Genomic DNA, 19,719 nt, shown 5'->3' with positions numbered 1-19,719 from the left:
ACAGCTCTTACATCTTACCTCATCCCTCTTACCTCTCTAAACTCTGTTCCTTTATAAACCTTCACTGCATTACCTCTTTCCAAGGCTAGATGATTCATCCATTGCTGTTCCAATTTTTCTTTGGTCTGTTCAAGGCGTAAAAGCTCAAACTTCTCTTTCATCTTCTCCAATGCTTTTTGCTTGTTCTGATGCTGAGATTTTCCATCCGAGACTTCCACACTAATACCACTTGGAAGGTGAATGACACGAACGGCTGTTTCCACTTTATTTCGATGCTGACCTCCAGGCCCTGATCCCCTAAATGTTTGGAATTGCAGGTCTTTGGTATTCAATTTTTCGACCGCTTTTTCTTGGAAGAAATCAATGGCGACAAACCAATTCTTTCGTTTATGGAACTTCCTAAAAGGACTTTTCCCAATCCACTGAATGGTTCCCTTCCACTCCTTCAGTTCCTCTTCCAAATCATTTCCAGTTACTTTAATAAGCACTGAACTGATGGTATGATGCAAAGGACCTTCTGACCTAGAAAGCACTTGATGATTGATATTTTTTGACTTCAAATCATCCAATACTTCTTTCAAAAGTTTAGCGACTACCCAACAACACTCAGCCGGACCTCTTCCTGAGGTGATCTGAATAAATAATTCTAAATTACTCTTTCCCATCTTCACTACGCTTTATCCATTCGAACTATTTTGGGAGAAAATGTCCCCACTATATCTACCAAATTGGTTTGGCTTTTCATCACTTCTTCAATGTTCTTGTAAGCGATTGGCGATTCATCCAAACCTCCTCCAATCAAAGTCACTTGTTCTTTTTGAAGGATTTTTTTGAGTTGACTCCCCGTCATTTTCTCTTTTGTTTTTGATCGAGAAAACTGACGGCCTGCACCATGAGAAGCCGATTGAAGAGAGGCATTTTCACCTTTACCTTGCACGATATAGCCATTGGCAGTCATGGAGCCTGGAATGATTCCCAATACGCCTTTTCCTGCTGGAGTTGCTCCTTTTCGATGCACAATACATTCCGTTCCATCTGCTTGCTTTTCTTTCCAAGCAAAATTGTGATGATTCTCTACTTTCGCTACAGCTTTAATTCCTAAAGCTTTTGCCAAGTGATAATGTATTTGATCATGACAAGCTTTGGCGTAATCTCCTGCCAGATTCATCGAAAGCCAGTATTCTTGTCCTTCTTGAGTATTCAAATCCAACCATGCTAAGTTTTGAGTGGGTGACGGAAGAAGGCATTTTTCTTTAGCAATAGAAGTATAATGATTGGCAACCGTAGCTCCTAACCCTCTCGAACCGGAGTGAGCAAGCAAACCGACATATTCACCTCCTTCTAAATCAAAAGGATTGTCAGCTGGAAGCATTACCGTCCCGAATTCCACGAAGTGATTTCCCGAACCTGAAGTTCCTAATTGTCTCCCTGCTCTTCCGTGTAACTGTCGCAATAATGGCGTTGCTAAAAACTCTTCTCGGTCCAAGATTTCATGCTCTTGAGCGATACCCAATTCTCCACCTGTACCAAAATTGGTATATTCCTTTAAGGCTTTTTTGATTTGGTACTCATATCGCTTTAAGAAATTTGTTGGAAGCGGATAGATCGTCAAACTCATTCGGCAACCAATATCAACCCCCACACCGTAAGGAATGACCACATTATTGGTCGCTAAAACACCTCCAATAGGAAGTCCATATCCTTGGTGAGCATCCGGCATCATAGCACCACTATGCACCACTGGTAATTTCATTGCCCATCGCATTTGTTGGTAGGCATTGCTACTGATATGTTGACGTCCGAAAACGTTAAAATCTTTGGCTTCCGATAAGAGTTCTACCTGCTTTCGTTGAACATTAATTTCTGGTTGAAATACTTTGGCAATTGGTGATAGTACTTCATCTTCCAAGTATTTCGAATAATTGTTTTTGATGTCCTCAAGCAACGTTAATTGATCTTGCATTGAGGTATGTTTATAATGCTTCGCCATTATTTGAACAGCAAGACTAATGGCTTTATTCGAAGCATATTGAATGGCACGAAGGTGTTTACCCTTCAGTTTCTGTTGGCCCATAATTTTTTGATATACAAATCAACCCACTGTAATTAATATTGTATTACTTTTTATGTAAAAACAATAGTATACAGTGATTCAGGATTAAATAATTAACCTGATAAGAAAAATTAAATTAAAATGGTGATAGACTGATATAGAGATTAGGCCATGCTTTTTGATAAAGATGGCGGAATTCAAAACATTAAGAAATTTTGAATTTCAGTCTACGATTCGATATGTAAATTAAAGACCAACATCATGATACCCTCCTTTTTTTAGTTTTAGAGTGAATTGTGTGTTTACGGTCACAAAGGTAATTGAAAATAAGTGAGTAATGCAAATTTTAACAGGAAGAGAAAATTCAGACACCCTACTTTTCAGCTTCAAATTATAAAAATATACATACAAAAAAAGCCAGCTTACTTTCAACAATAAACCGGCTTTCCTTCCAAAAAAACATTCCCAAAACACTAATACTCTAAGTTCTTATCTACCAAGATAATAGCAGTTTCAAACTGTATTGATTGTTCTACTTTTTCTAGGAAAATCTCTTCAAACGTTTTCTTTATTTGCTCCTCTTTTTTCTGATTTTTTTGTAAAGATGTCATCATCGCCGAAACAGGCTTTTCTGCAGTTACAATACTCACTCTATCTTGCTGATCAAGGAACATATTGATTATATTTCTCCCTGCATAAAAGTTTTCTGGGGAATAAATCTTCCATTGCTGACCATCGTAATGAACAATTTTATTTTCTTGGGTAGTAGCCCATAATTGATTGGATTTATCAAAACAAACATGCTTCACCCAACTTGATAATAGCTGTACTGGAAACTGTTCTTTCAATGTCTTCTGCAAAGTAGATAATGGCACTACTTCTGTGAAAACTCCCTCCTTCAATTTATAAATGGCGTCTTTACCAATAGAATAAGGTGTACCCTGATAATCTTCCACCATAAACATGGATAAGTAACCGCCTGCAGGGTTTTTATGGAGTTTAAATCCATCCTTATTAAACTCTCCTAGTCCTTTTAAGTGACTCACCCAAAGTGTCCCTTTTTCATCAATTTCCAACTGATGAAGGCCATATCCTGTTTCCAATCCCGTCTCTTCTGTTGTATAATATTGAATGCTATCTCCATTCATAGGGTGATAAACATATCCTTCACCAGTCACCAACCATAAAGCATCATTGACATGATCATGAACCATTCTTTTTACCTTATTACAGTTCCAATGTTCGTCCAATCCAAAAGTCAATTGCTCTATTGATTCATCTACCTTCATCTGAAAAGTGTATTTCATGGAAGGTGTGGAGAAATACAAAGTACCAGAGTTCTTATCGATCGACCAGTTTTGAGGGTATAATTTCACATCTGGATATTTATAGCCTGCGGATTTGGTCAATGCTCCGGCATTAAATTCTTTTATATTTCCTTCTGCATCAATTTTCTTAAAAGACTCTCCATCTACTGCCAAAATATATTGATTACCTAAATTGTCCGTCAATCGATCTTGCCCTACTAAATTCATAAATTTGGCATCTCTATCCGTATAAGTATTCAAAACTCTCAAGCTATTTTGAGATTGAAATGCAGGTAAATCAAATACCACAAGTGCCCCGTTTTTTACGGTTTTCTTAGTGATAAAACTGTTATTAGTGTTGTGATATTCTACAGCTACAACACCTGATGATAGCACAAATCTATTTTGGTTATCCACCTCAATATCTGTCACCTCTACCCCTTCGGTATTCAAAACACCATAAATGATGGATTCTGACTTGTCAAAACGCCATTCTGTTTTTTTACTTCTGATATTATAAGTAATCACAGTACCATTTGACAAAGCAATTAAAGCCTCACCATGTTTGTTGACTGCAAATTGCTTGATCTCATCTTCATCAACAGAAAACTGCTCTTCCAACTGCCCTTCTTTAAAAAGGAAAACTTTATTTTTTCCCGTCACCCAATAATTACCTTGCTTGTCTTCAAAAATATCTGTCAGAATATGCTCTTCTTCGATCACCGTCATTAAAGGGCTATTATCTTTTTCAGAGGGAAGTTTATGCGTCGTAACATTTTCTCCATCAAAATGAATCAAACGGTAAGCAGGCGTTTTCTTACCTTCATTATTTTCAATGTATTTTAATTGACCGGCAATAAAACCTTTCTTCAACCCTGTGATATTATACAACGACCATTCATCTTCTTCTACGTCTCCTTTAATTGTTGTTTTATGATTGATAATCTTCCAACCCGCCTTTAAATCGGGAAAATAAAAATTACCTGATTGATCCCAATCTCCCATAAGGTATTGAAAATTGGTCTTTTTAGATTTCAATAAAGAACAAAGTTTGGTAGCTGAAATATCTGTAAATTCATTATTTCCTGCTTCCTCAAGCTTTGTATTATTGAGCAGTAAAGTCGTGTTTTCTCCCACTGCTAATATAGTTCCATCACTCAGCCTTTTTAAAGAGGCAATAGAACTTGCTGTTTTAATGATCTGATCTTCTTTTTGAGAAAGTTTCCCTTGCTCATAAACATAATTATGACCGTAAACTGTCCAATGACGTGAGGATTGAGCGAATATTGAGTTAGTGTACAGGGTCAAAAAGAGTAATATGTAACTTAGTCTCATTTTTTGGAATTTAAAATTTATAAAATAGAAGAGGAGAGTAAACGTATTAGTGAGCTTTTAGAAGAGAGAAATAATAGTTTAGATCAACGAAGATGTTTGTCAGTTCAACTGTAAATGTTTACTCCAAAATTTAGATTTAAGACTTGTTCCTAATTTTAAAATCAGGCAAGCGATGATAGTTTGTTTACATAAATAAAAGCATCAAAACGACCTGTTCTGATCTTGAAAATAATATGTAAGCTGACTTTCCGATATTGCTGTGTTAGCATCACTCTTCCTTCGTAAAAAGAGTATTTTTTGGCAAGTAAATATTAGAGAGCTGAATAGTTCGTTCCATGACAATAGTTGTAATTTTTGATTTATCTTAAGTTCTAAGCTTTGTTAACGCAAAATTAGGAATTATCCGCGAATAATAAGTTTATTTTATAGATTTCTTTCTTATTGAGTATCAAAACCTTCACTATTTAGAATTAGTATTCTGATAAATCAAGACAGTACGCTATCAAATGCATTTTTAGGATTAAAAAATTGATCCAAAGTAAAAATTAAGGCTAACTCAACCGAGATTGAATTAGCCTTAATCTGAATGCTTTTGTAGATCTTTATCCTTCTTTATAAAACTTCAATTTTTGAGTGATAAACAACTGAAAACGGTGTTCATTAGGATGACCATTTTTCGATAAATACATATAGCCTGACTGAAGGTTTAAGGTAGGTGTCAATTGATACCCCAACATTGCATAAGCTCGGTTCTGATTTAATTGTGCACTTGGTGTTACATCCACAAGCACTTCATTACCAAAAGTGGTAAAAATGACTCCTTTCTCCATGACCTTACTCGTTAATGGAATACCAAACTGTAAGCGATAACGAGCTCTTGTTTTAAAGTCTCCTTCAATTGACCTCAACTCATATCTGTAACGATGTTGAAGGTGTACCCTGCCGAATGCTTGTTTACTGATCACCTGCAATGTAGTTCTATACTCACTACTATTGATTTTTGATTGTCCATCAAAAGGCTCAGACCAATTGGAATGATATTCCTGGCTCAACCCAATTTGTAAATTTTTATCTACTGAGTAACTCAAAAACGGACGTACAAAAAAGCTTTGTGCGTCTGATGCGAATTCATAAGTTCTCACTTGGCTTTCAAAGAATAATTCCCATTTAGGGTTTAATTGATAAAAGCCATTGTAGACATACCATGAACCTAAAGATGGATTGTCTTGTGCGAAAGAGAATTGACTGATTAATAGAGTTAAGATAAAGATTAGTTTTTTCTTCATTTCTATAAATTATAAATAGCCTTAGTTTAAAAATAAACACAAATTTAACCTAAAATTCATATTTTATTCACATAACACGATGCACAGTTAAATATTTGGGTCATTTTAAATAAACATTCACAATACTTACCCAAAAGAAACAAAAAAAGCTACTCTAACCTATGCGATTAAAGTAGCTTTAGTAGAATAATAATTTAAAATTCCTTATTCGTTATATAACACTTGGAGTAAAGTAACCCCAACAGCATTTAATGATTCTTTGCTGATGGCATCCATATTGTCTTGGTGTGTGTGCCAATGCTGGAAGAATGTTCTCTGTCCTGTAGGATCAAGATCGATAATATCAATCATTGGGATTCTTGCGATGCGGTTTACATACACGTGATCATCCATTAATTGAGGACCGTCTTGATTGACAAATAACCCGCCGAAACCTTTACGTTCAGCAGTCTTCCACACTTTTTTTACAATTCTCGGTGCAAATTGTCTTGATTCTCCTTCTTTTAAGAAAGTAGGATTTTTACCACCCACCATATCTAAAAGAATGCCGTAATAAGCTTGGTAACCTTCTACATGAGGGTTTTCTGCCCAGTATTTAGAACCTAAGCAATACCCAGAATCTCCTGATTGATCTTCTGCAAAAGCTGGTCTTCCATAATCTTCCACATCAAAGAAAATAATATCAATACCTACTTCTGGTTTAAGGTTAGAAGTACCCAACTGTCTTGCAAGCTCTAAAAGAATACCAACGCCACTACCGCCATCATTTGCTCCTAAGATCGGTTCATGCTGATCTACAGTATCCTGATCTGCCACTTGACGTGTATCCCAGTGTGCTGCTAAAAGAATTCTTGTTTTTTGTTCAGGGAAAAAGCTTCCAATAATATTTTTTCCATTCAACGTTGTGCCATCATAAGCAGGCACCATCACAGGCTGTTCGATCACTGTTGCTCCATGACGGATCAACTCACTAGCCAAATAAGACCCGCACATATCGTGTGCCATTGTATTGGGAACTCTTGGCCCGAAATCAACTTGAGCTTGAACATATTGATAAGCCGAGTCTGCGTTGAAAGTTGGAATAGGTTTATCTTTTACTTTTGTCGTAGTTGAAGATGATGATTCATTATTTCCACAAGAAAATAACGATAAACAACTCAACACGGCAATAATTATTTTTTGCTTAAACATGCTAATAAAATATTACACTAAAAAAATTCAATTTTTCTTGGTGTTCAAAGGTAATATAAATAGAAGTTGTCTCACTCTACATAAGAAAAAAATTGTAATCTTCTTTTGATTTGGGTTAAATTATATCATTAAACCAGCGTTAGATATAGAGCATATACTATATTAGTCTCCTCCACAAGAACCGCAACTGCTACAGCTACTACAACTAGAGCATGAACTACAACTACTATTGTCAGAATCATCACTGCTATCTCCAAAACCATCAAAGCTAAACCACCCTGAGTCAGTTTTAGTACTGTCAGGGATATCTGTAAGTGAGCTAAAAGAATAATGACGACTACCAATTTCTTCATTAAAGAAGTCTCGTGAAGTATCGGCTTCCTCTACAAAACCAAATTGATCTCCTGTATCATTTTCATAATAAGTGTCTTCAATCGTAAGTCCGTATTTGCGACTCATTGCAGACCATAACATGTTATAGAAAATAACATCTTCAAAACCGTGATATCCATAATAAACACCATAATCATTATCACGTTCTCTAAATTTGATATCCTTTGGAGTAGTAACTCTAGAAGTAGGAACCACTACCTTTGTTTTCTGCTCAATAATCACATTATCAACATTCATCAATGTTTTAAAATTAAGTTTCATTTCATCTAAGAATGCCTCAAATTGTTTTGATCGTCGCGATTTATAATTGTTGTAAACTTTTTGTGTTTTAAAGGTAGGTTTAAGTGCTTTTTCTAATTGATAACGATTTTTTCCTTTGGCACTAAACTCCTTAAGAAAACCATCTATTTTTAATTCAATAGGATACTCTCCAACATCATGCGTACGGTTAATAGTTACTTTAATTAGATATTTGAATACTTCATCTTCATGCTCTAAAACCATGATCAGTTGATCAAAGATAGTAGACATAGAAGTATCAATTTCTAAATCATATTTATCAAATGCTTCTTTTAAATCTCCCTCTTTTCCTTCTGTATCAAGGTAGAAATCAATACCATCATGAGATAACCTCACAATATTATCAATTCCTGATTTTAAAAGTACAGCATTAATTTGTTGTAGGATAGAAACAGCAGTGAATGTCTGTTTTTCAATACCATCTGAAGCATTTCCTAATGTCAGATAATAGAATAATTTTTTAAAAAATTTGGTAGGAACCCTTTTTTCAATCACAGAAACTTGTGATGGGTCTATGGCAATTTGTCCCTCGAAGTACATAAGAGTAAAAGTTATGATGAAAAGCAGGAACCACAATCTGCATCTTGGTCATTATCTTGATGATAATCTCCCCAGATATCAATAGGTGCTCCTCCAAATTCAAGAAAGTAAAGTTTTAAAGTTTTGATGTATAATTGGTGATTCTCCTTTTTCTCTCCACCTGGACTATGATGTATATATCGTTCATAATTATGATTACAAAATTCCATATAAAATCTTGTACACAGTATGAACTCATGCCAAACATAATCAACCTTTAATGAAGGTGTTAATTTGGTTTTATATTTACCAATAAGAAAAAGAAACTTTAGCATTTCCTGTATCAATATTTCAGGATCTTCCCCTTTTAGTAAGGGTTGATCTTGGATTTTTTGAAATAATACAGAAAGCTCTTCTTTTATTTTTAGAAATTGATGTTCAAGAAGCTCTTTGTTTGCTTTAGTGTTTAAGCTTAATGAAGATTGTTTAAGTGTTTGCTCTTTTTGGATCATTATCGAATATAATAAGGATAATACGAAACGTAATAAACAAACCAGCACTTTTTATAAAAAAGAATAAGTAACCCACCCAATTAACTTCTACTATTTATGTACTTTTTAGCCTCCTACTTACATAAAAATAAATAGAAAAAACGAAAGATTAAGCTAATACCAGCTGAACAATCAGCTCTATTTATATTGCAATACAAAATACCAACTATAGAGTATTTTAAAAATTAGGTATAAAAAAACTGCTTTGATCTCACAACCAAAGCAGTTTTTCTTTTTAAGCCGTTGCTTATTTTTCTTTGAATACAATACCCATTGGTACACCTTCAAAACCGAAATGCTCTCTAATTTTATTCTCTATGAAAGATTTGTAAGGACCTTTCACATGTTTAGGATAGTTAGAGAAGAATGCAAATACTGGTGTGTGAATTGGCAATTGCGTAATGTATTTGATCTGAATGTGATGTCCTCTATGTGATGGAGGTGGTCTACGTTCGATCTCTTTTCCTAACACTTCGTTCAGTACAGAAGTCATTACCTTCATCTTACGGTTTTCGTATACCTCAATCGCTTTGTCGATCACTTTGGCAATACGTTGTTTTTCATGTACCGAAGTAAAGATAATTGGCAAGTAAGCCGCGCCACCTAAACGCTGACGGATCTCTTCTGCAAATTCCTTGGCTGTGTTTGTTTCTTTTTCGATCAAGTCCCATTTGTTGACCATGATTACCACACCCTTCTTGTTTTTCAAAGCAAGGTTGATAATACTTAAGTCTTGAGATTCAATCCCTCTTGTAGCATCCAAGATAGCGATACATACATCTGATCTTTCAATCGCTTTGATGGTACGCATTACAGAGTAGAATTCGATATTTTCATTTACTTTCGTCTTTCTTCTAAGACCTGCAGTATCTGTTAAGATGAATTCTTTATTATATGCTTTATATACTGCATCTACAGCATCTCTTGTAGTACCGGCAACATCAGTTACAATACTTCTTTCTTTTTGAAGTAATAAGTTCACTAATGATGATTTTCCTACGTTAGGTCTACCAATTACTGATATTCTTGGAATTTCTTCTTCTTCTTCCTCCTCAGTTTCTTCAGGGAAATGAGAAACTACTTCATCTAAAAGATCACCCGTTCCAAAACCTGAAGCTGATGCAATAGCCATAGGCTCACCCATTCCAAGTTCATAGAATTCAAAAGCATGTAATACTTTCTCTGAAGTATCTGCTTTATTCGCCACTAAGTAAATTGGCTTATCACTTTTACGTAATAAATCAGCAAAATCACGGTCTAAGTCTGTTAAACCTGTTTCCACATCTACTACAAAAAGTAATACAGAAGCTTCATCAATAGCGATTTGAACTTGCTCACGGATGGCACCTTCAAATGTATCTTCTGAACCTACTACATATCCACCTGTATCAATTACAGTGAAATTTTTTCCCGTCCATTCGGCCTTTCCGTAATGTCTATCACGTGTCACTCCGCTTTCATTATCCATGATAGCGTCACGACGTTCAACAAGACGGTTAAATAAAGTAGATTTACCAACATTTGGTCTACCTACAATTGCGACAATATTTGTATTCTTCTTCATTGAGAATTTACCTTTTTCAAAACTTCGAATTACCCTAACACTTTCGGTAGCGTAATGATATATGTTTTTCCACGTTTGATGGTCAACTTATTTGACCTCAACCATGGATTATAGCGTTTTAAGATCTTATAATTTATTCCTTGTTCTTTTGCAAAAGAAGCTAGATCAGGAATAGATGTATCTATTTTCATAGTTTTAATGGCTTCCTCAGTATATAACTGATGTGTGGAAAGCTCAAAACTATATTTCTCCGGTTCCAACATGATTTCTTTCAAGGCCAGGATACGGAACATGTACCTTGAAGTCTCTTCATTTAATAACAGATCATAGTAACTGCTTACTTTCTGATCCTTGAGTGCTTTTGCGATACCGCTTGGTCCTCTGTTATACGCCGCCGCTGCTAATGTCCAAGTACCTAGCTTTTCTTTGGCTTTTTTGAGGTAAACACACGCTGCTCTTGTTGCTTTCTCAACATTGTAGCGTTCATCTACTTCTTTGTTGACCGTCAATCCGTATTCCCTTGCAGTTGAAGGCATAAACTGCCAGAAACCTGCTGCTCCTGCTGAAGAGCGAGCATTCAGCATCAAATCACTTTCTATAATACAAAGATATTTAAAGTCATCCGGAATACCTTCCTCTTTCAAGATTTCTTCAATTTTCGGAATCCATCTCTCCGCTCTTTTCAGTACCAAAATCGTATGCGAATGCCAATACGAGTTCACATACAACTCTCTATCGAACCTTTCATAAACGTCCGGATCATTAAGAGGTACTTTTTCATCGCAAAAAGAAAATGATTCAGGCATTGGCAACTCATAACTGTTGGCTTCCAACTCCTTCACAATCACTTTTTCTGTAATCACCTCAGATTTCGGACTAATAAATTGTGGAGCATACGTTAACAGTGCTACGGAAATTGCTCCTAAAAGGAACCATAAAAATGATTTCATATTGACTTAAGAAACACGATAATGGATACTAACTCACAAAGGTCGAATTATTCTGTTTAAGTTCTGAATATAAATGCATTAGTTAACAAATATTCTTTAGAGAATCCTTCTTTTTATCAAACTTTGCAAGTCTTTATTTGAAATAAATATCCTGTTGGGGTATTACAATATTCACTGATCTTTTCCCAAAAGAGGTGCAAAGGTAAAAAAAATAAGGTTGCCATACTTAATTTATTGTATAACAACCTCATTATTATTTTGTTGAATTGAAATTCTAGAAATTCGGAGATAATAGATATTTCCCGTAGAAGTCTTCAATTATTTTCACTGCTTCTTGTGGTGTATCCACTAGGTGAATCAAGTCTAAATCCTCTGGGCTTACATTCTTTTCTTTCTCAAGCAATGTTGACTTGATCCAATCCATCAAACCCTGCCAGTAGTCTACTCCTACTAATACGATTGGGAAGCGTCCGATCTTCTTCGTTTGAATTAAAGTATAAGCTTCAAACAGCTCATCCAAAGTTCCTAATCCACCTGGCATCACAATAAAGCCTTGAGAATATTTTACAAACATCACTTTTCTTACGAAGAAGTAATCAAAGTTCAACATCTTATCTCTGTCGATATAAGGATTGCCGTCCTGTTCAAATGGCAATACAATATTCAAACCTACGGACTTACCATTAGCTTCAGAAGCACCTTTATTACCAGCCTCCATAATACCAGGTCCACCGCCAGTAATTACACCATAACCATGTTTAACTAAAAGTCCGGCTACTTCTTCTGCCATTTTATAGTATTTGTGATCAGGGGCAGTTCTTGCTGATCCGAAAATAGAAACACAAGGGCCAATTTTCGCCAGCTTGTCAAATCCATCTACAAATTCAGCCATTACTTTAAAGATCACCCATGAGTTGGCACTTTTTATTTCAGACCAGTCCTTTTTGATAAACGCCTCTCTGATTCTCTCTTCTTCATTTTTATTCTCTTCTGACATAAGCTAATTTTTTTCGGTTTCTGTATTTAATTGAAATTTTATCATATTGTCTTCATCACTTTTCTGTGGAGAAGCAATCTTAAATGCTTTTTGATGCTCCATTTTCACACCATCCAAATAGGCTTCGTACTTCTTATCATCAATTGCTTGAAATTCTCTTAATCGTTTGGTCAAGGCCACTTTTTCTTGTGCTGCATCACCGTAATTCAGATTCAAATAAGAAGCACCGTGATATTTTGCTCTTGGCAAGAAAACCATCTCAAAACTTTGAACACTGCCGAACATTGGCTGATAGCTTTTCATTTTTGAAAGACCATCTTGATCTATCCAAAGTGGTAAATCTTGATATAAAGCTCCACCATTACCCCAGATATACATGGCTGATTTTGGGATTTTCGTTTCTTCCAAATTGATTGTTCTCTGATCCAATTTTGCATCAATCATTCGTTTCAGAGATTTAGGATGATTGGAGAAAGCTACTGCATTTCCTAGTACTGTGTAGTATGGCCTTTTGATTCGGTTAAAAGCATCGCCATATACTCTTGGCAACAACTCCTCCACGCCAATATATCCAATAGCAAAGCCTCTGTATTTTAATTCTGAAAATCTTTCCAAAGTATTTGCCTCTACTTTTACATTCAAGGCTCTCAACTTTTCTGAAGCCAATGCCGGGTTATTCGTTTTCAACAACATCACTTCCCCATCTCTTCCTTTCAGCTCACTTGCCATCAATTTCACCCAAGCGGCTTCATCACCAACCCAACTATCAAAATCCTCTTCAATAGAAATGGATAATCTATTTTCAATAGCGCTCCATGGAGCAATATTGGCACGCATCAATGCCTCTCTTCTTTCTTTTACTTTGGTTGACATCCCCCAATGAGAAGCCACTGAAATGTGAGTGGGTATAACATTCAACAATTCTTTACTTGAAGACGTTCCTGACCACATCCACCATACAGGCTCTAATTTGAAGCCTTTTTCTTTCGTCTCTATCTGTGCTTTGAGTGATAAACCATCTTCTGTCCACATCCAGTGCTGATCTCCCAACAGTCGGCCTATGCCTTTCAATGATAACTGAGGTTCTACAAAATTCGGTTCAGACAAAGCATAAATCGCATCAGGATTCATCCATACTTCAGCAATTTTTCCTTCTTCAAACTCCCCTACTTCCCATTCGGTCACTTCTCCACCATGTTCCAATGCTTCATAAGCTCTTTTCGCAAGTGTTTCGTGAGTAGAAAAAACAAGAAGGTTATTGTATACAAAATAGATTCCGAGCTTAGAAGTTCCTCTTTTCAAAACAGTCGCCTCCCCATTTCCACCTAATGACTTCTGTTCCAAGGTAAATTTCTTTCCTATTACGAAACGGAGGTGATCGGTCAGCTTCGATTGCCAACCTAAATCAATAGCCATCAATTGAGCTCTGCCTTCTTTTTCTGTCTTATAAATAGCGCCAATACTAGGATAATCCGACAAGAAATAAGGCAGTAGACTATTATTCAATACAGCATTGTTCCAAACCTTTTTTCGGCTTGAGGTTAAACTTCCTTCAATGGCATTGTTCCACTCTGAAGCGTGCAGTTCTTGCCACAAATGCAATACATCTGAAGTACCCACAATCACTCCAGCACCTGCAGGCAGTGTTTTCCATAATGCTGTTTTTGGTAATGATTGCGTCCACCACCCAAATGTTCCAAACAACAAAATAAGTATACTCAGAAATATAATTCCCTTGTTACTTTTCTTGGCTTTTTTCTCTTCGATATGTGAGGGCTCTTCATGTAACTCTTCCACTGTGTTGTCTTGCTCTTCCACGTTTTTTTAGGTTTTGTACTGATGAAAATATGTGCTCAAAATGGTATTCAGATAGCAGTCTACCTAGGAATCTATTTTTTGTAATAATAAATTTACTACTATCTCTTCATCCTTAAAAGGAAATAGGTGTCCTTTCTTCTCCAAAACCACAGTATCTACATCAATTGACCAATTATCTACAACATATTGAAGGTTTTCGAAAGGAACTAACCCATCTGTTGTACCATGAACTATGGTTGTGGGCACTTTTACTTTACTCCACTCTCCCTCTATTTTCTTTAAACTTTCAGCATGATTTGCCTTTTCATCCGTGGCTACTTTCAATCCTGATGGCAAAATAGCGTAGATCACTTTACTCTGCGCCCACCTCGAATACCATTTCATCAATTCCAATTCTGATGACATTGCAGGAGCTAGCAAAACCACTTCATCAATACCGCTACTGTCTTGCACACTTGTGTACGCAGCTATCGGTCCACCATACGAATGCCCAACAAGTATATAATGTTGTGGCTCGCCTAATTCTTCTTGCCAGTCATTTAAAACTGTCCTCACTGCCTTTCCATGTAAGCCAATAGCATCTTCTTCTTTCCCTTTTTCACTTCCATATCCCAGTCGTTCAACAGAAATGACATTTGCCTTTTCCAGGAGTGTTTTATTTTTAAGGTAATTCCCAAAGTTATCCGCTCTTCCTGGTGCTCCATGAATAAAAACTATGGTTGTAGAAGGATTATTTTCTCCTTTTACTGATAGATAATTAATGGTTTTATTGTCCAGCTTTGTATGTCGGACTTTCATCTCTACACCCTCTTTGGCATACGATTTTTCTAATTTATTCCATTCATTATTCGCATTCATATCGGAAGCACATCCACATAAGATCAAGAGTAAAATCAATAGGACGCTCTTATACTCTATCATTTTTGTAGGTTTTTATTTTGATAAGTGTTTAATTCGAAAAAAATTGAAGAGAATCGCTGAAACACTTTATTCCAAATAGTAGTTTTTATTTGATCGAAAAAGGATTTTAAAGTTATCAGATGATTTGAAAAGTTTTACATTCATACGACCCTAAATTAAAAATACTATAAATATGGATAAGAAGAAAAAATATGGCTTCTCAACTATAGCAATTCACGCTGGACAAGAACCTGATCCAACTACAGGAGCCGTTATCCCTCCAATTTATGCTACCTCTACTTATGCTCAAACTGCACCAGGCGAGCATAAAGGTTTTGAATATACTCGTAGTCACAACCCTACTCGTTACGCTTACGAAGATGCAGTTGCCGCTTTAGAAGGAGGCGTAAAAGGATATGCTTTTGCAAGTGGATTGGCCGCTTCCGCTACTATTTTAGATATGCTGGAAGGTGGTTCACATGTCATTGCCATGAACGATTTATACGGTGGTACTTTCCGTCTTTTTGATAAAGTGAGAAAGTTCTCTTCAAAATTAGAGTTCTCATTCATCGACTTGAATGATATGGAAGCATTAGAAAATGCGATCCAACCGAACACTAAAATGATTTGGGCGGAAACACCTACCAACCCGATGCTTCGTTTAGTAGACTTGGAAAAAGTGGCTGAAGTAGCTAAAAAGCACGATATCATCACGGTTTGTGATAATACTTTCGCTACTCCTTACTTACAACAACCTTTAGCATTAGGTTTTGATATTGTGGCACACTCGGCTACAAAATACATCAATGGTCACTCTGATGTAGTAGGAGGTGTAGTTGTAGTGGGTGAGAACAAAGAGTTAGAGGAAAAACTAACTTTCTTACAAAATGCCGTTGGTTCCGTTCAAGGACCTTTCGATTCTTTCTTGGTCAATAGAGGATTGAAGACATTAGGTGTAAGAATGGACAGACACTGTTCTAATGCGGAGAAAATTGCAGAATGGTTAGAAACGCATCCTTCAGTAGAGAAAGTGTATTACCCTCATTTACCATCGCACCCTGATTTCGCTTTAGCCAAAAAGCAAATGAAGAAAGGTGGCGGTATGATTTCAGTGACTTTGAAAGCAGACCTTGAACAAACAAAAGTATTCTTATCGAACTGTAAGCTATTTACTTTAGCTGAAAGTTTAGGTGGAGTAGAAAGTTTGATTGAGCACCCTGCCATCATGACGCACGCTTCAATTCCAGCTGAAACAAGAAAAGAATTAGGAATCGATGATGGTTTCATCAGAATTTCAGTAGGTATCGAAGATCTGGAAGACCTGAAAGAAGACCTAGAAAACGCATTTGCGGCCGCAGGCCTGTAGGGGTAGACCTATGTGTCTACCCGTGTTACACAACATATAAATCCATATTACAATGTTGTAACCTATTCAAAAAAATAAAATATAAAAATGGCAAATCAACAACATCTTGAAATTGAACGTAAGTTCTTGGTAAAATCTTTTGATCCTTCTATCGCATCAAAGTCATTCCGCATAGTACAAGGCTACATTTGTGCAGAGGAAAACAAAGCAGTGCGTGTGAGAATTAAAGGAGAAAAAGGGTTTATCACCATTAAAGGTAAATCTCAAGATGAAGGTCTGTCACGCTATGAATGGGAAAAAGAAATCTCCATTGCAGAAGTAGAGCAATTGCTTCACTTATGCGATGGAGGTACCATTGATAAAATCAGATATGAGGTTCCTGTGGGAAATCATACGTACGAAGTCGATGTTTTTGACGGAGACAACAAAGGCTTAACTATCGCTGAAGTTGAACTTTCTTCCACTGATGAAGCTTTTGAAAAGCCGGATTGGTTAGGAGAAGAAGTGACTGGAGAAGCGAAGTATTATAATGCCATGTTGATGAAGGAGCCATTCAAAAATTGGTCATAAAAAAATAGACAACAAGTAGAAAGGTGATCAACCTCTAATAAAATCCAAAATTGAAATTTTGTACAAAGTATAGCGTTTCAATTTTGAATTTTTTTATCATTAAAATTTGAAATACTATTTTAAACCATTCATTGAAAGTATGTGTCTTAATAGTAAGATTTGACCTTCAATCAACACTTATTTTGGAATCAAATACTTTAGATTATAGTAAACTATTCAACTTTGAAATGACCAATCTGACTGTATGAATATGCTTATTCCAAAACAAGAAATCATAGAATCACTGTAAATAGTGATTAATACGTCATCTTACTTTAATTTCATTCACCTAAAAGTAAATCATTATGAAAATTAAACTCATAAGCATCCTTACGCTTTTATTGTTTCAACTTAATGTTTCTTATGGGAGTCATCAATTTGGAGATTATATCGTCTACCAAGGTGATACATCAATTACTTTCAACTTTTTTCTTGAGAATTACTTGAAAAAAGTAACAAAGGATAATGGAAAGTTATTTGGACTGAGTTTTAGAGAAAATGCCACCTTTAATTGCTGGAGAGGATATCAAGCAATTTACTTGATAGAAAATGATAGCCTTTTCCTTACAGATATTATTACTCCCGGTGAAATCCGCAGAAACAAGACAATCGATAAAGAAAAGTCTCAGTCAAAAATAGCAGAAATATTCAAGGATAAAATTGTCAATAACAGAGTACTAATAGATTGGTATAGCGGTTCATTTATTATTGCCAAAGGAGACGTATTAAGAAGAAACGCTGCTGTACCTAAAACTTTTGAGAGAGAACTAAGTGTAATAGCTGAAAAGGGAAATATCATTGAAAAAACAATGATTAATAATTACGAGGAAGTGCCTAATGGAATTTCCCGTAGGTATAGTGATAAACCCGCCCCTGATGATGTAATACTTGAGGAGATTAAAAAATTAAAGAAACGAGAAATAGAAGATTGTTTGGGTGGCTATAATATTATTATTGGTACAAATGGAAAAATTTCAGAGGTATCAAGAACATTTAAAATACCTGAGGGAGGTGGTCTTGAAAAACTTCAAAAAGAAGCGCAAGATCTTACTACACAAAAAATAGCAAATCATTTAGCTTCTCTTTCCTTTGATATTGTAAAACATAAAGGAGTTCCTGTTGAAGAAAAGGTTGATATTATAATTTTCAAGCTCGAAAATGAAATTTCGTATTTTAAGTATTTTTGATCAGCTTTAATTGAATAGGTTTTTAAGAAAGATCGATATAAATAACCAATGAGTCACTCCATTAAAAATCCCCAAATGCTTCAATGCCGGATTGGTTAAGAAAAGAAGTATTATAATGCGATGTTGATGAAGGAGCCTTACTGTAACTGGTAAGGCGCATTGATTTACCTATAGGCAAGAACAGCCAAAAGCATCAAATTCATCTGACCACAATGAAAATGATAAATCTTTATCTATATAACGTAGAGATCTAATATAGGTCTCAGCAGCATCAATTCCTTTTTTCCCTATGGTTACGACAAAATAAATATTTTCATACCCCTTTAAACTTGCAATCACCTTTTCACTTGCCCATCCACTACCACAGTCATAACATATTGCAAAGTTATGTTCATACAAAAGAGAATCTACTTCTGTATTTCTATTAAACTCTAATTCCAATGGTAATGATGAAGTAAAAACTATTTTTTCATTTCCGATGTCATTTTTCGGTAAAATATCATAAACATAATACGACTCTAAACACATATCATTTTGATACCCTATAGATACCAACTCTACATCAACGCGCCTTTTCTCTGAATAACCATAAATTTTAATTGCATCTGTTATTTCAACAGCAGAGAAGTCTTTGAAAAGTTTGTCACCAATAAAAAGTTGTGAATCTAAAGAATCTGGAATAGCTGTTTTATCAATTAATAAGCTATCTCCTTTACTACCAGTATACATTTGATGAATTGACCACAAACCATCAGTTGATTCAAAAACTGCAGCCATTACTCTTTTATAAGTTGGTATTGAATCTTGCGATGAATCGGGCATTAATAAGGCTTGAAGTAGTTTTTTATTTGCCTCAGGAACACCATCTTTTAAAAGTATTTTTTCTTTTAAGGCTTCAATTTTAGGCTGATTTTCTTTCCATAATTCGCTTCTTATTTTCCAGTAAATAGGACACACTTTACTAATATGACTCCATACAGAATCTTTATAAAAAAGAGGTCCTTGATAATTATCTAGCTTTTCATAATACTTAATAAATGCCTGTTCATTTTCCTTTATTGTGAGAGATGGATCTATTTCATAAGTTCTTTCATAAAGAGATCTTATTGCGGTCAACTCCTCACTAGAATATATTTTATGAAGTATGACTTGTTGTAAACTGTCAGTAACTCGTTTATTTTTTTCTAAGTCTTGATTATGCTTAGATTGTAAAGAAATCAACTGATCTAATTCACTGAAAAATTCAGGACTTTTTTGGTCTTTCTTAATTGCATCAACTCTGCTTATTAATTGAAGCAAAAGCCTCTCCTGACTGTACTTATTATATTTGATATAAGTATCAAAATAGACCGATAATGAATCTTTCAATAGTTGTTGCTCCTTTTCAGAAAGA

The 19,719-nt window shown here is 35.4% G+C and carries 16 protein-coding genes; 3 read left to right on the top strand and 13 right to left on the bottom strand.

The annotated features are described in order from the left end of the window. Window positions 1-14: 14 nt before the first annotated feature. The 12 genes from prfH to AVL50_RS25835 form a co-directional block, all read right to left on the bottom strand. Window positions 15-665, bottom strand: coding sequence for a peptide chain release factor H (gene prfH, locus AVL50_RS25895; RefSeq protein WP_063850928.1), 651 nt, complete (start codon window positions 663-665; stop codon window positions 15-17). A gap of 5 nt (window positions 666-670) precedes the next feature. Beyond that, window positions 671-2,074, bottom strand: coding sequence for an RtcB family protein (locus AVL50_RS25890; protein WP_062619875.1), 1,404 nt, complete (start codon window positions 2,072-2,074; stop codon window positions 671-673). Window positions 2,075-2,526: 452 nt separating this feature from the next. Continuing rightward, entirely contained in the window at window positions 2,527-4,695 is a 2,169-nt protein-coding gene (locus tag AVL50_RS25880; protein ID WP_062619870.1) for a hypothetical protein, read from the bottom strand. 602 nt (window positions 4,696-5,297) lie between these two features. After that, window positions 5,298-5,981: a DUF2490 domain-containing protein gene (locus AVL50_RS25875; protein WP_062619869.1), complete on the bottom strand. Its 684-nt coding sequence runs from the start codon at window positions 5,979-5,981 to the stop codon at window positions 5,298-5,300. Window positions 5,982-6,185: 204 nt separating this feature from the next. Beyond that, a complete protein-coding gene (locus AVL50_RS25870) occupies window positions 6,186-7,172 on the bottom strand; it encodes a M28 family peptidase (RefSeq protein WP_062619868.1) in 987 nt (328 codons plus the stop codon). A gap of 162 nt (window positions 7,173-7,334) precedes the next feature. Next, entirely contained in the window at window positions 7,335-8,405 is a 1,071-nt protein-coding gene (locus AVL50_RS25865) for a hypothetical protein (RefSeq protein WP_062619864.1), read from the bottom strand. A gap of 11 nt (window positions 8,406-8,416) precedes the next feature. Beyond that, a complete protein-coding gene (locus AVL50_RS25860; protein ID WP_062619863.1) occupies window positions 8,417-8,896 on the bottom strand; it encodes a hypothetical protein in 480 nt (159 codons plus the stop codon). 286 nt (window positions 8,897-9,182) lie between these two features. Next, complete coding sequence (der, locus tag AVL50_RS25855) at window positions 9,183-10,499, bottom strand: ribosome biogenesis GTPase Der (RefSeq protein ID WP_062619861.1); 1,317 nt, start codon at window positions 10,497-10,499, stop codon at window positions 9,183-9,185. 29 nt (window positions 10,500-10,528) lie between these two features. Further along, window positions 10,529-11,449, bottom strand: coding sequence for a lytic transglycosylase domain-containing protein (locus tag AVL50_RS25850; protein WP_062619859.1), 921 nt, complete (start codon window positions 11,447-11,449; stop codon window positions 10,529-10,531). A gap of 274 nt (window positions 11,450-11,723) precedes the next feature. Then, window positions 11,724-12,446, bottom strand: coding sequence for a TIGR00730 family Rossman fold protein (locus tag AVL50_RS25845; RefSeq protein WP_062619857.1), 723 nt, complete (start codon window positions 12,444-12,446; stop codon window positions 11,724-11,726). 3 nt (window positions 12,447-12,449) lie between these two features. Next, window positions 12,450-14,264 (bottom strand): hypothetical protein, encoded by a 1,815-nt coding sequence (locus AVL50_RS25840; RefSeq protein ID WP_062619855.1) that lies wholly within the window; start codon window positions 14,262-14,264, stop codon window positions 12,450-12,452. A gap of 63 nt (window positions 14,265-14,327) precedes the next feature. Further along, on the bottom strand, window positions 14,328-15,185 hold the full coding sequence (locus AVL50_RS25835) for an alpha/beta fold hydrolase (RefSeq protein WP_082796015.1): 858 nt from the start codon (window positions 15,183-15,185) through the stop codon (window positions 14,328-14,330). A gap of 172 nt (window positions 15,186-15,357) precedes the next feature. On the opposite strand from AVL50_RS25835, the gene AVL50_RS25830 reads away from it, so the two are divergent. The 3 genes from AVL50_RS25830 (at window position 15,358) to AVL50_RS25820 (ending at window position 18,326) form a co-directional block, all read left to right on the top strand. After that, window positions 15,358-16,530, top strand: coding sequence for a cystathionine gamma-synthase (locus AVL50_RS25830; RefSeq protein WP_082796014.1), 1,173 nt, complete (start codon window positions 15,358-15,360; stop codon window positions 16,528-16,530). Between the two features lie 87 nt (window positions 16,531-16,617). Continuing rightward, window positions 16,618-17,100, top strand: a complete 483-nt coding sequence (locus tag AVL50_RS25825) for a CYTH domain-containing protein (RefSeq protein WP_062619850.1) — start codon at window positions 16,618-16,620, stop codon at window positions 17,098-17,100. 344 nt (window positions 17,101-17,444) lie between these two features. Continuing rightward, window positions 17,445-18,326, top strand: a complete 882-nt coding sequence (locus AVL50_RS25820) for a hypothetical protein (protein ID WP_062619849.1) — start codon at window positions 17,445-17,447, stop codon at window positions 18,324-18,326. A gap of 168 nt (window positions 18,327-18,494) precedes the next feature. Here the strand turns inward: AVL50_RS25820 and AVL50_RS25815 are convergent, their stop codons facing one another. Then, entirely contained in the window at window positions 18,495-19,694 is a 1,200-nt protein-coding gene (locus tag AVL50_RS25815; RefSeq protein WP_157491548.1) for a hypothetical protein, read from the bottom strand. Window positions 19,695-19,719: the final 25 nt, after the last annotated feature.

Origin of the sequence: Flammeovirga sp. SJP92 (assembly GCF_001583495.1) — a bacterium.
Classification (GTDB): Bacteria; Bacteroidota; Bacteroidia; order Cytophagales; family Flammeovirgaceae; genus Flammeovirga.
The sequence above is the reverse complement of the archived record's forward strand: the minus strand, read 5'-3'. Positions and strand labels throughout refer to the sequence as shown.

Bases quoted from the DNA above. Each gene is read 5' to 3' on its own strand.
- AVL50_RS25820 (WP_062619849.1), top strand. From the start codon at position 17,445: ATGAAAATTAAACTCATAAGCATCCTTACGCTTTTATTGTTTCAACTT.
- AVL50_RS25890 (WP_062619875.1), bottom strand. From the start codon at position 2,074: ATGGGCCAACAGAAACTGAAGGGTAAACACCTTCGTGCCATTCAATAT.
- AVL50_RS25870 (WP_062619868.1), bottom strand. From the start codon at position 7,172: ATGTTTAAGCAAAAAATAATTATTGCCGTGTTGAGTTGTTTATCGTTA.
- AVL50_RS25880 (WP_062619870.1), bottom strand. From the start codon at position 4,695: ATGAGACTAAGTTACATATTACTCTTTTTGACCCTGTACACTAACTCA.
- AVL50_RS25835 (WP_082796015.1), bottom strand. From the start codon at position 15,185: ATGATAGAGTATAAGAGCGTCCTATTGATTTTACTCTTGATCTTATGT.
- AVL50_RS25830 (WP_082796014.1), top strand. From the start codon at position 15,358: ATGGATAAGAAGAAAAAATATGGCTTCTCAACTATAGCAATTCACGCT.
- prfH (WP_063850928.1), bottom strand. From the start codon at position 665: ATGGGAAAGAGTAATTTAGAATTATTTATTCAGATCACCTCAGGAAGA.
- AVL50_RS25865 (WP_062619864.1), bottom strand. From the start codon at position 8,405: ATGTACTTCGAGGGACAAATTGCCATAGACCCATCACAAGTTTCTGTG.
- AVL50_RS25860 (WP_062619863.1), bottom strand. From the start codon at position 8,896: ATGATCCAAAAAGAGCAAACACTTAAACAATCTTCATTAAGCTTAAAC.
- der (WP_062619861.1), bottom strand. From the start codon at position 10,499: ATGAAGAAGAATACAAATATTGTCGCAATTGTAGGTAGACCAAATGTT.
- AVL50_RS25845 (WP_062619857.1), bottom strand. From the start codon at position 12,446: ATGTCAGAAGAGAATAAAAATGAAGAAGAGAGAATCAGAGAGGCGTTT.
- AVL50_RS25825 (WP_062619850.1), top strand. From the start codon at position 16,618: ATGGCAAATCAACAACATCTTGAAATTGAACGTAAGTTCTTGGTAAAA.
- AVL50_RS25875 (WP_062619869.1), bottom strand. From the start codon at position 5,981: ATGAAGAAAAAACTAATCTTTATCTTAACTCTATTAATCAGTCAATTC.
- AVL50_RS25850 (WP_062619859.1), bottom strand. From the start codon at position 11,449: ATGAAATCATTTTTATGGTTCCTTTTAGGAGCAATTTCCGTAGCACTG.